At 46.8% G+C, this 12,710-nt stretch carries 6 protein-coding genes; all 6 read right to left on the bottom strand.

Annotated features, from left to right (window positions below; genetic code table 11):
• Positions 1-9: 9 nt before the first annotated feature.
• Positions 10-993, bottom strand: coding sequence for a DUF5627 domain-containing protein (locus AAAT87_RS02385; protein ID WP_349225513.1), 984 nt, complete (start codon positions 991-993; stop codon positions 10-12).
• Positions 994-1,027: 34 nt separating this feature from the next.
• On the bottom strand, positions 1,028-2,821 hold the full coding sequence (locus AAAT87_RS02380; RefSeq protein WP_295023721.1) for a RagB/SusD family nutrient uptake outer membrane protein: 1,794 nt from the start codon (positions 2,819-2,821) through the stop codon (positions 1,028-1,030).
• A gap of 22 nt (positions 2,822-2,843) precedes the next feature.
• Positions 2,844-5,684, bottom strand: coding sequence for a SusC/RagA family TonB-linked outer membrane protein (locus AAAT87_RS02375; protein ID WP_295023720.1), 2,841 nt, complete (start codon positions 5,682-5,684; stop codon positions 2,844-2,846).
• Positions 5,685-5,738: 54 nt separating this feature from the next.
• The gene (locus tag AAAT87_RS02370; protein WP_295023719.1) at positions 5,739-7,682 is read right to left on the bottom strand and encodes a RagB/SusD family nutrient uptake outer membrane protein; all 1,944 of its coding nucleotides are present in this window, start codon (positions 7,680-7,682) and stop codon (positions 5,739-5,741) included.
• A gap of 14 nt (positions 7,683-7,696) precedes the next feature.
• The gene (locus AAAT87_RS02365) at positions 7,697-10,825 is read right to left on the bottom strand and encodes a SusC/RagA family TonB-linked outer membrane protein (RefSeq protein WP_428848534.1); all 3,129 of its coding nucleotides are present in this window, start codon (positions 10,823-10,825) and stop codon (positions 7,697-7,699) included.
• Between the two features lie 141 nt (positions 10,826-10,966).
• Positions 10,967-12,394 (bottom strand): cellulase family glycosylhydrolase, encoded by a 1,428-nt coding sequence (locus AAAT87_RS02360; RefSeq protein ID WP_349225511.1) that lies wholly within the window; start codon positions 12,392-12,394, stop codon positions 10,967-10,969.
• Positions 12,395-12,710: the final 316 nt, after the last annotated feature.

The raw sequence follows: 12,710 nt of genomic DNA, 5'->3' as shown, positions 1-12,710 counted from the left end.
ATGCGATCATTAATTATTATAGGTATAAGAGAACTCCTCTGAAGTTACTCCACTACGCCACCAGACGAGTTTCTCGTTCAAACTCTTCTTTACACCATCAGCGAAGGTGATTTCGGCGTTGAGTTCCATCAGGTCACGATCCTTGTTATTCCACGAATGGATACCATCGTCAGCCCAAGAGCCTGAGCCTGTAGCCTTAACACCATCGGTGAGCGAAGTGATGGAACACTTTTCGTTGGCATCGAAGGTGAGCAGGAGATCTGCCTTGTAGATGGTACTGCCCTCCTGAAACTCTACAGTATAAACAGAGCTGTTCAGGGTGCGGGTAGTAATCTGAACCTGTGAAGCCTTCTCGATGTTGTCGGTGCTTGTATTGTGATTTGTCAACCACCAGCCACTATACTTGTTCTGATACTTCACGCAGTACATCACGTAATCCTTAGGAGCTGTTTCCCAGATGGATGCATTGGTACGGGAGCCTGTAGCACCTTCTCTCAGAGTACCGGCAGAGATTCTATCGAAGCCCTGCTGATCGGTCATCACCAGAGGAATCACGTAGGTATTCTTCACGGCATCAGGATCGTTGAAGAAAGCATCAGTCAACTGTACTACAGTCTCTCCAGTCATACCGCCCTTAAATTCGAGCTTGTTGGTAGAAAGTGAGTAATACTCTGCAGGCATTGCCTTTACAGGAGTACCATCTGCAAAAGTAAGATGATCGCACAGACTGTTATCCACAGCTACGTTCACATAACCTTTTCTTCCATTGTAAGAACCACTGAAAGTAGCCTTGATCTTGCATTTATGCTCTTTATCGATAGATGTATCATACTCATCATCACCTAGAACAATGGTACGAACTGGGCTCTGATAGGTAAACATTACTTTGGTACCGCCCTCGTAATCATCGAAAGCCTGGTCTCCATTCTCACATGCCGTGAAAGAAGCCATCAGTGTCAGAAGGGCTGCCACCATTTTGATATATCGTTTCATAATCATTAGTCTTTATTATAATATTAGCCGTTTATTATTTCCAACCCTCATTCTGCTTGAGGTTGCTGTATTTCAGAATCTCAGAGTATGGGATAGGACCATAGATCATATAGTCTGAATACTTGCGTTCCTCAGCGTCGAAAGTCTTGTAGATGTATTCACCTGTTGTGGCATCTGTCGTGATGTTGATACCCTTGGCAGCCTCATTGAGATTAGCCTTCCAGCGGCGCAAATCCCAGAAACGATGGTTCTCGAAGCAAAGCTCCAGGCGGCGCTCGTTGCGGATCAGCTCACGCATCTTATCCTGGTTCTGTGCGCACTCCTCCAAGTATGGATCCTTGCCCGACTCACCAAGTCCGGCACGCTTACGGATTGCCTTGATTACATCGTAGGCAGAATAGTTGGCACCACCCACATTTGCCTTAGGACCCTGAGCCTCATTGGCAGCCTCAGCATAGTCGAGCAAGATTTCCGTAGTACGGATACGTGCTGACAGATGCTTCTGCTTGGTTGTAGAGCTTGGGTTGAGGTTCACATCAGGTCGGAGCAACTTGCGGAGATAGTAACCCGTCTTGGTTGATTTTCCATTCTCCTTGTTCAAGCCATCCAGAGTCTTAGAATCAGCCGCTGTATTTACCACTCCATCAGTAGCACCGATTTTATCGCCATTTACAAGAATGTAGGCAGCGAGACGTGGGTCACGGTTCTGATAAGGATTCTTGGCATCGTATTCTGCATTGGCATCAGCAATAGGATAACCGTTTGCCATAGGGAACGCATCCACCAGGTTCTGGGTTGGATTGATCTTACCGCTACCATAGAGCGAAGGAGGATAGTAATCTGTCTCCAGAGTGTTGCTTTCTTCAACGTTTCCACGCCAGATAATCTCCTTAGGATTCTCGGATGTGGCACCCAATCCGTCTATAAGCGATTTGTTACAGAACCACTTCCATCCGTCAGGATCCACTGCATCCAAACCGCCAAACTCGCTCAGGCAGTCGGCAGCATACTTGGCGGCATCCTCATAAGAGGCTACACCGGCAGATTCATAAGCAGGAGAAGCGGCGAGGATGGCGAGCTGAGCCTTGAAAGCCGAGATGATGCGACCATCAATCTTGCCACGATGGTTGATACCGAAGGCACGGTTGTACTCCGCATTGGTAGCACCCTTCTGGGCATACTTGGCAGGAACCTGATCCTCATTCACATCGGTATACTGCTCTGGCAGATACTTCAAAGCCTCATCAAAATCAGACATAATCTGATCGTAGCACTCCTTGAAGGTGTTGCGTGGAAGATTGAAATCAGACTTTGAATCTTCTGAAGAAAGATGGATAGGCACACCCATCAACTGACCATCTACCATTCCGGCATGAGCACGGAGCAAGTACATCATGTGTAAGCCACGCAAAGCATAGGCATTACCCTTGTAGTTGTCGCAATACATCTGATTGAGAATCTCACTGGAGTAAGCCCACTCTACCTTATCGCAGTTTTCCAACATCAAGTTACAGTACTGGATGGCGTGATAACGACCATCCCACTGTGAAACCGGATTCATATTCGCAGCCCAAGAACCTGTTGCCATCTTCTTGTAATCATCACCGTTCTGGTTGATAACGGCATCATCGGTGGCAGCATCAGTAGATGGCGAATTGCTGTATGGCAGAGCCAGGTAAGCATTGTCAAGAATACCACGGGCAAACGTAGGATCCTTATACATCTCACTGATATCCTGGTTATTTTCCAAGGCAGGCTCAAACAGGTCGTCACAAGAAGTGAGCGATACTAAGACTGCACTTATCAATAATAATCTTGATAATTTCATAATTTTAATTCTTTAATTAATTCTAGAATGAAACCTTAGCACCGATGCTATAGAAGCGGTTCACTGGTGCCGAACCTGAATTGTTAACATTCATGTCCAGGAGTTTGCGCTCCTTGGCAATAGTCAGCAGACTGTTGCCGTTGACAAAGAGCTGAAGTCCGTGAACAAAACTCTTCATAAACATCGCCTTAGGGAAGTCGTAACTCAACTGTACCTTCTGCAAGTCGATACGGTCAGTAGAGTACATCCAGAAGTCTGATGTCTGATAGTTGTTCGTACCAGCCTCTGTGGTCAGACGTGGGAATGTGGCTGTTGCCGCTGTCTCCTTGGTCCATCTTCCGCGCATCTCTGCTGTATATTTACCATCACCTCCTACCCAGAAGTAGGTTGAATTCTTAACAGCCTTGGCACCGAAGTTTCCTGTGCCGAGCATGAAGAGGGTGAAACCCTTATACTTCAGAGTGAGGTTCATACCGATGGTGGTAGGAGTTCCATACCAGCCGCCCTTGCCCAGATAAACCTGGTCCTTGCTGTCGATGACGTTGTCGCCGTTCTGGTCCTTGTACTTAAGGTCGCCCGGACGGATGGTTCCGCCGATAATCTGGGTTGGAGAGTTCTTGATATCATTCTCATCCTGGAAGAAGCCCAGGCACTCATAACCCCAGATGGCATCGAGTGGCTGACCCTGGCGATACTGATAGGTATCAGCATACTGCGAATCATCTCGCTTGGTTGCCTCTGTGGTGTAGTAAGTTACGTTGGCTCCTACGCCGAAACCGAAATCGCCCAACTGCTTCTTGTAGTTCACAGCAAAGTCGAAACCGCTGCGCTTGTCCTCATTAAAATTAATGTAAGGAACGAAAGAAGACTCAGGATAGTAGCTGAACAGATAGCTAGGCACCTGATTGCGAGCCTCCAGAATTCCGTTGGTCCACTTAGAAAGGAAGTAAGATGCATCGAAACTCAAAGCCTTGTTGAGCACCTCTGCATGAACCGTAGCAGAAATTTCCTTGCGGTGCAGGTAGCTGAGTTCGTTGTTGCTACCACGCTTAGACTGCATAGCTGAGTGACCGGAACCACCATTCCAATCCCACCAGCCACCGCTCTGATAAGTTCCGAGATACATGTAGTAATCATCGATACCCAGATCGGTTTTCATATCGGTGTAGCTTGCGCTGAGGGTCAGATCATCGAAGAATGAATTCTCCATAAACTTCTCCTTAGAGAGGCGCCAGCCCAAAGTGGCAGATGGAGATACACCCAATCGCTTGGCTGATGGCAACTTGGCAGACCAAGGTGTAGCCAGAGCGAAATCGGCATAATACTTATGATCATAGTTATAAGAGAGCTGCAAGCCCATATTGGCGTTGCTCACCTTATGATACTCAGCCGATTTGCTCTGCTGGTAACCGTTGGCCACCAGCATGGCGCTTACGTTGTGCACATCGTTGAAGGTGCGGTTGTAATCGAAGTGCGCATTGAATGCGATGGTCTGGTTATCGGTAGAACCAGAGATATTCTGAACTCCCGATTTCTTGTCCACCGTACCATTGTTGTTCAAACCTACGATAACATCCTTGCCGTTGAAGTTAGCCCATGTAGGCTGGAAGGTGGCGTAGGAATTGTTGAACGATGTTGAGTATGCCGTAGCATAGTCGATGGCTACCATGGTGTGGAAACTCAAGCCCTTGAGTACAGAAGAGAGGTCGAAATTCAAACCTGCATCAAACTGGAACTGACGGCTGTGATAGACATTGGTACCCGAAGCGTAGATATCACCGAACACGTTGGTGAGGTCGGCAGAAGAACCACCCAGGAAGTACTTGCCATCAATGATATTGCTGGTAGCCCCTATCATAGTCAGCGCCGACTTGGCATTAGGGTCAATCATATCCACAGGAATCAGCGGAGCCACGCGGTTAGGACGGAAGGTGCGAGCCTGCTCCCAGTAGCTGCTATTATTGTTAGTGTTAGCCGACTTAGCCCCGTAGAAGGTGGCATTCGCATTTACGTAGGCATTGATGGTGCTGCTCAAGGCGAAATCCACATTACCTCTTACATTGAATCGGTCGGTATAGTTCTTCTTAGCCTCGCCGAAGTTCAAGTTGTCACCGCTGCGATAGTAACTCACGTTGGCATAGAAGCGCGCCTTCTGGTTGCCGCCTTCTATTTCGGCAGAAACCTCCGAGCGGTTGAACGCCTTCTTGATGTAATCAGAAGAATAGAAGTCAACACTTGGATAGCGATATGGATTCTTGCCGGATGCATAGTTGTAGATGGTCTCTGCAGAATATGGCAGGTTGTTTTCGGCACCGCCATCATTGAGGAAAGCCTCGTTGTAGAGAGTCATGTACTCAGCCGAACCGAGATACTCAGGAAAAGCCTTGGCTACATTCCAACCCGTATTGGCATTCACCTTTACCGACAAGCCATCGTTAACCTTGCCACGCTTAGTGGTAATGAGAACCACGCCATTGGCAGCCTTGCTGCCATAGAGCACTGTGGCCTGGGCGCCCTTCAGAAAAGAGATATCCTCAATCTCGTCGGGGCGAACATTATTGGCATCACGTGGCACACCGTCGATGAGGACGAGTGCATTGGAATAACCCCACATACCATTGCCATTATAACCGGATACATAACCCTGCATGTTGTCAAGGCTGTAGGTATTATAGTTTTTCTCTGTCAATTCTCTGACATTGACGGTGCTCACACCACCGAGCACATCGCTCTGGTACGCCTTCTTGAACGCCACGTTAACCATTGCGCTATCAGCAGATTCCTGAGCCGAAGCAGGCAACTGTGCCAGAAGTGCCGTAACCACTGTCAGAGCAGAGTATATTGTTTTCTTATTATTTTTCATATAAATATGATTATTTCTAAGTTTATGCTTTTTATATATCACATCTCCGGGTGATTACCATCCTGGATTCTGTCCAAACTCAGGATACAGATAAACATCGCTTTCCTTGAGTGGCAAGAGATAGTGTTTCTCTGAGAAGTCGCGGGTCACGATGGTCTTCTCGCTCCATCCTGTCACCTCGGCATCACGTGGATCGTTCTTGGTATAATCGAAATTACCTACACGCTTGAATTCCTGTGAAGTCTTGATGTTATAAGGATATTCTGTGAGAAGCAACCAGCGCTGCAGGTCGTTCCAGCGGAAGCCCTCAAAGGCAAGCTCTACGGCACGCTCGCGGCGAACCTCGTCCATAAACTTCTTCTGGTCGTTCATAAACTTATCTGCTACATGACCAGCATCTACTCTATCGCGAAGCACATTGATTGCATCAGCAGCGGTGAGGTTGAGCTTTGAACTCTTGTAGTTGGCTCCCTGAACGGCTGCACCAGCCTCAGCATACATCAGATAAATGTCGGCAAGACGCATGTAAGGAAGGTTGCACTGCAAGGCACCGCCCCAGTTGTACATGCCATCATACTTGTTGCACTGGTGAGGAACCAGCTTCTGAGTATAGTAACCAGTGCGGCATCCGTTGGCAGAAGAGCTACGCAGATTACTGCCAGTGTACATCTGGATGTACTTAAACTGATAGTCGTCAGATTCCTTAGCAATGGTGGTATTGATATACTGGAAGCCATCGAATACGATATCGTGATAGAAGCGTGGGTCGCGGTTCTTGAACGGATGAGTTGGGTCGAAACCGGAATCAGGATCATCCAGAGGCAGACCGTTTGCCATACCATAGTAGTTCACGTAGTTGGCAGTAGGCTGATGAATCAGCGCATCGTGCTCAACGATACCGTTCAGCTTAGGTCCCCAAAGCTTGGTGAAGTTCCAGTTGGAACCGTTCTCACCAATATGTGGACCGCGCATGATAGCCTCGGTAGATCCAGGCATCTTCCAGTCCTGTCCGGTTGTACGGAAGATATCAGAGAAGTTGGAGTTGGAACTCTTGTCAGCCTCATGGTCATAAATATTAGAATACTTATACTCGGCCAGAGCGTAAGGAGTCTTACCGGAATTTACTTCGCCGATAGCTTCTGCCAGAGCATCTGCAGCCTGAGCAGCCAGTTCGGTATTATATTTATAGGTGTCGCCATTCTTTGAGGCGCCAATCTCTGCCTTGCCCAAATTGTTTAATGGAGAAGCTGCCCAAAGCAATACCTTGCCTAAATAACCCAACGCACAAACCTTAGTGATACGGATATCATTCTTACCCAAGGTCTTTTTACCAACGGTAGTCTTATCCCAGTCGTTTGGAAGAAGATCGGCAGCAGCACGGAAGTCTTCTGCACATTTCTTGGCACACTCCTGATAAGAGAGGCGTGGCAAGGTTAATACCTGAGAGCCATCCAGCACGGTATCTACGTATGGCATTCCACCATAGAAGGCTATCAACTCCTCGTGCCACCAAGCACGGAAGAAGAGCAACTGACCCTTGATGAAGTTCTTCTCTTCCTGAGTGCAGTCGGTCATCAAATCGAGATTGGCAAGACCGAGGTTACACTTGCGGATACAATACCAGGCATGCTCCAATGAGTGACTGAATTTATCCGTCTTGGTCGGATTCAAATCATCGGAGTGCAGAAAGCTCTGTGCATCATTGTACCAATGGCGATAATCGCCCAAATCAAAATGGGCAGTTACATGGCCATCACCCAAACCTGTATTCATGATTTCATCTTCACCCCAGTTGAAGGTAGTACACCAGAAGTTTGATTCCTTGCTAGGAATACAGTTATATACTTCCTCTATGAAACCCTGGAAGTTGGTGAAGTTCTTGAATGCCTGTTCTGCGCTCACGGTAGAATCTGGGCTCTTGTCCAGATAGTCAGTACAAGAGGTGAAACCGCAAGCGAGTCCCAGCACACAAAAGAGTTTTACTATATTTCGTTTCATTTTAGTTTACATATTTAAAGATTAAACTTGACACCGAAGTTCACACGTTTCATCGTTGGATAAGCACCTACGGCGCCACCGTTACTAGAGAAGTTTGACTCACGGTCGTCTGGCATTCTGGTCCAGAGCCAAAGGTTGTTACCACTTACGTAAACCTTGAGGTTGTTCAAACCGAGTTTCTTGATCCAGCCGCCATTCCAGGTATAGGCTATCTCTACGTTCTTCAAGCGAATGTAAGAACCATCGCAAAGATATTGAGTGCCATAGTAAGCCGCATTCGACATTGGCTTAGAGTTGAAACGTGGAGTGATGACATCGCAGTTGTTGTGATTGTCGCTCCACCAGGTTCCCTGATCATAAACATTGGCAAGCATTGGGTCAACCAAACTGATCATGGTTACGTCACGGGTTACGTTGGTTACACCATAGAACTGAGCGAAGCAGCTGAAGCCCTTGTACTCATAACCGATTGTTGCATTGTAGGAGTTCTGTGGAGTACCGGTATAACCGTAAGGAACTCTATCGTTCACATTATCCACCTTACCGTCGCCATTGAAATCTACGATGTAGTAGTCACCAGGAAGACGCTGGCCATCGTTGGAATCCATCTTTGGAGAACCATAGATATCATCATAGTTCTGGAGGATACCCTTATCAAGGAAGGTGTAAGTCTGGTTGATAGCATGACCTGCTGCCTTGCGATAAGATGGGAGCAACGCTGCATCATCCTTGATCTTCACCTTGTTCACGGCGTGGGTCATACTGAAGTTTGCCCAGAGACGCATCTTGTTGGCAAAAACCTTGTTAAACCTCACCTCAAACTCATAACCGCTGGTAGTTACCTTACCCAAGTTGGCTGTAGGAGCAGTCTGACCGAAGTAAGAAGGAACCGAACGGGAAGCTCCGTTGACAAGGATATCGGTACGAGTATCGTGGAAGAAATCTACGGCACCGGTGAACAAGCCACCCAAGAAACCATAGTCTATACCCACATTCACCTTTTTCACCTTCTCCCAGTGTACGTTCTCGTTACCTACGGTAGATTCACGATACCAGGTATATGGAGAATCTCCACGGGTAGCATCCATCTTGGTTGTACCTCCATATGCCCACTGAGACATGTAAAGGAATCGGTCGCCCACATTATCGTCACCGATTTCACCATAGGAAGCACGGATCTTCATCATATCCAAAATCTTGTTCTCACGCAAATATTTCATGAAAGGCTCCTCGGAAATCATCCATCCGATGGCACCGGAACTAAAGAAGGCGAAACGGTTATTTGAAGAGAACTTCTCTGAACCGTTGTAAGCACCATTATACTCGAAGAAGTAACGGGAATTCCAATCATAAGTGGTACGGAATACCCAGTCTTCACGATAAGAAGGAATCATGTAACCTGTTGCATATTCCTGGCGACCGAAAAGTCCCATGGCGCTTACGCTGTGCTTGCCAAAACTGCGAGCCCAGTTGAGCTGAGCCTGATAGTTCAAGTTGCGCTGTGTAAGTTTATTGTTAACCTCACCACCATTCACGGTCCACTGGTTTCCCATAGCATAATCGAACTTATCGTATGGCTCGTATGCCTTCTTGTAAGAAACGGCACCTGTATGAGGATCAATCCACTTCAACTGAGGATCATGGTTCATATCATTAATACCACGATTCTTCTCTACAAAAGTATTGTCCCACGAAATCATACCTCGGGCAGAAAGTCCCTTGGTAATGAAATCAAGTTTCTGTTCCAACACGAAATCAGTAGTGATGCGAGTAGTGGTAGAAGTCATGGTACCACCCAAAGAAACCTGCTGGGCAGAGTTGGTTACATTAGTAGATCCTGGCAAATATCCCCAAGAGCCATCGCTATACTTAGGCAAGAAAGCATCTGGAGAAATATTATATGCACCAGCCCATTGCTGGCTGACCTGCCAATCGCTATAACCATCAGAACTATTTACCCAAGGAGCCTTGCGCTGACCATTAGAGCCAGCAAGGTTCATCTTGAACACGGTGGTCTTTGTGATGTTGAAGTCGAGATTAGAACGAACATTCACACGATTGTAGTCGTAACCTGTACTATAGTTACGACCATTGCCGAAATTCTTATAAAGGTCACCCTCGCTCACGAAATCCACACCTGCAAAGTACTTCACAAACTTGGTACCACCCGATACATTCACATTGGCATTGTATGACATGGTGTAATCCTTGAAGAGTACATCCTGCCAATCTACGTTCGGATAACGCTCACGCTGCTCCAGTGTAGTCTGGTTGCGATAGTTCTCGATGAAACTCATCGGTTCCATCTTGTCAAAACTTCCAGGAGAGATATTCAACTCATGCTCGATAGCCTTGTTACGGGCAATGAGTGCATCATAAGAATCATATTTATCAGGAAGCTTAGAAGGAATCTTCATCACGGCATTGGCAGTAACACTAATCTGAGCCTTGCCTTCAGAACCACGCTTGGTGGTAATCAGGATGACACCATTCGCACCCTTCACACCATAAACGGCGGTGGCAGAAGCATCCTTCAATACAGAGATGGTAGCCACAGACTGCATATCAACGCTTGACATTGGTCGCTCAATACCATCGACCAACACGAGAGGAGAAGAGTTGTTCCAGGAAGAAGCACCACGAATCTGAATCTGAGGTTCCTCCTCACCCGGCATACCACTGGATGCCGTGGTAACAACACCCGGAAGGTTACCAGTCAGAGCTGCTCCGATATCACTGATACCCGCAGCACGCTCCAGCGTTTTTCCTGTGGTCTGGGTAATGGCACCTACGACAGAAGCCTTCTTCTGCTGACCATAACCAACGACTACAACTTCGCCGATGGCGTTGTCGTCTTCAAGAGTAAGTTTGAACTCTCTCTTCGTACCAATCTTTACTTCCTTGGTCTTCATACCTACGTATGTAAATACGAGGATAGAATTCTCTGAAGGAACACTGATACTGAAGTTACCATCAAAGTCGGTGACCGCACCGACGCTGGCATTACCTTTCACTTTTACAGTGGCACCTATCAGTGGCTCACCTGTACCGTCAACAAGATTACCCTTGACCTGGATATTCTGTGCCTGAGCATTCAGGCTGCAGAAAGCTCCCACCAAGCATAAGGCTGCTGTCCGTTTCATTGTTAACACTTGTTCAATCATGTTCTATTCATTTTTGATTTATGCTTAAAAATTTAGGCGTGCGCTAAAACTGTTTATTCACGGCGGCAAAGGTATGGATTTCTTTCGGAACAAACTTTGCGTGGTGTAACAGAAAGTTTATCATTTTAGAAAAATCTTGCGAGAACGCATTTTTCCATTACTTAACAGTTGTTTTATTATATAAACACCTGCAGTTGGCTTTTCAACCTCTTTTCCTTCTATATTATAATATAAGGTGGAAACCACGTCTGCCTGGATTTCTAATTGTTTAATTCCTGTTGTATTTTGTTTCAAATACCACTCTTTATACCAGTTCATACAGGCATAGCCGCAACATTCTTCGAACAGTCCGTGTTTCTTGGCATTCTGGAAACCAGGAATCACCTTGCCCGATTTAAGATATTCATCAATATCGTAATATTCCTGTGGATGGGTAAGGGTCATACCGATGTTGCCGTAATGGTCGTGCACTGCCTTCCATGCCAAGCCCCATTTCGAGGTGGATGCCGTTGCCCAGCTGCCCAGGTTAGGCTGAGTCCACTGGCCCCATTCGTTGTAGTGACCTTCGTTCGCCTTGTCAGGATCTTCCGGACTCCAGTCTATCTCCGTTACCATGATAGGCTTCGTCTCTACCATCGGCACCTGACTCTTGAAGTTGCGGATAAAGGTATCGTGATTGCAGTTCTTGTCGGTCATGTTACCATACCAGCCGGAATATACATGTACGGCATACGAGAAATTATCCTCACTGTCGGTGATAGGATACTTGGCGTAATTCTGATACTGGCTCTGATAGCCCGCACCCGGCACCCAGATGATGCCCTTGAAGCCCTGTGCGCGAATCTCGTCAACCACTGGCTGGAAGAAATCATGCAGTGCTTTATCCGAATTAGAGCCATCACTCAGATGAACCCTCACCGGCTCGTTGGCAAGTTCGATGGAGATCAATCCAGAGTTCTGCCGGATATACTCATCGGCAGCAAAGGCCTTCCATATCGACTTCAGGTAGCGGTTGTACTTGTCGCCTACGCTGATGTCGCCAGGACATACACCCGGTGGACGCACGATGACGTAGAGTCCGTGGGCGATGGCATCCTTAATTAATGGGATATAGAGTTTCTGGAGATAGAGGCGATAGCGCGCCATATTGAATGCTGAGATATCGGCCTCGTTCTCTGCCTTCTTCGATGGATCGTTGGTCCAGCAGGGATCCATGTGCAGACGGAACACAGTGCAGTAAGCACCCTGCTCCTTGTCGGTAATGGCAGCAAACTGCTTGGAGAAATATTCCAGGCAAGGCTGGATGTCGGCTTCCGAATAGTCAGCCTTCCACTGTTGCCATCGCCAGCCATTGAAGTAGCGGTTGGGCGTATCCATCACACCATGCAGCACCACGGTCTTGCCGTTGGCATCAACCAGATTCTTGCCTTCTACACGCAGAGCCGGCAAATTTCCGTCAGCTTGTAGGTCAGCCTGGCTGGCAGCCGCATTCCCCACCATTGCAAACATCGCAAGAGCCAGGGATATGAAAAAATTCGTTCTGTTCATGTTATTTTATTTTTAGATTTTATCACTTTTCCAAATTGTCAATTAATTGTTAAGCTCGAAAAACAATCTTAGTTACCTTTAAAGAGAATGGCGCGTATCCCTACGCACCATTCCTAGAAAACCAATTAATCATGATCTTTTCAATCATAAAAATATTCATTTTTAAATTGAACTCAAATGCTATCAACCTAATTTTCTTAAAAAAACATCAAACTAACTAAAACCATTCTAACTAAAATCATTCAAAAAACTGCTGTTTCGCATATTTCACAATAAACATAACCTAATGCCAATGCATTTTTTTTGATGGGGCAAA

Source organism: Segatella sinensis, from assembly GCF_040095255.1.
GTDB classification, from domain to species: domain Bacteria; phylum Bacteroidota; class Bacteroidia; order Bacteroidales; family Bacteroidaceae; genus Prevotella; species Prevotella sinensis.
Note: the sequence above shows the minus strand (reverse complement) of the source record. Positions and strands in the feature narration are given on the sequence as shown.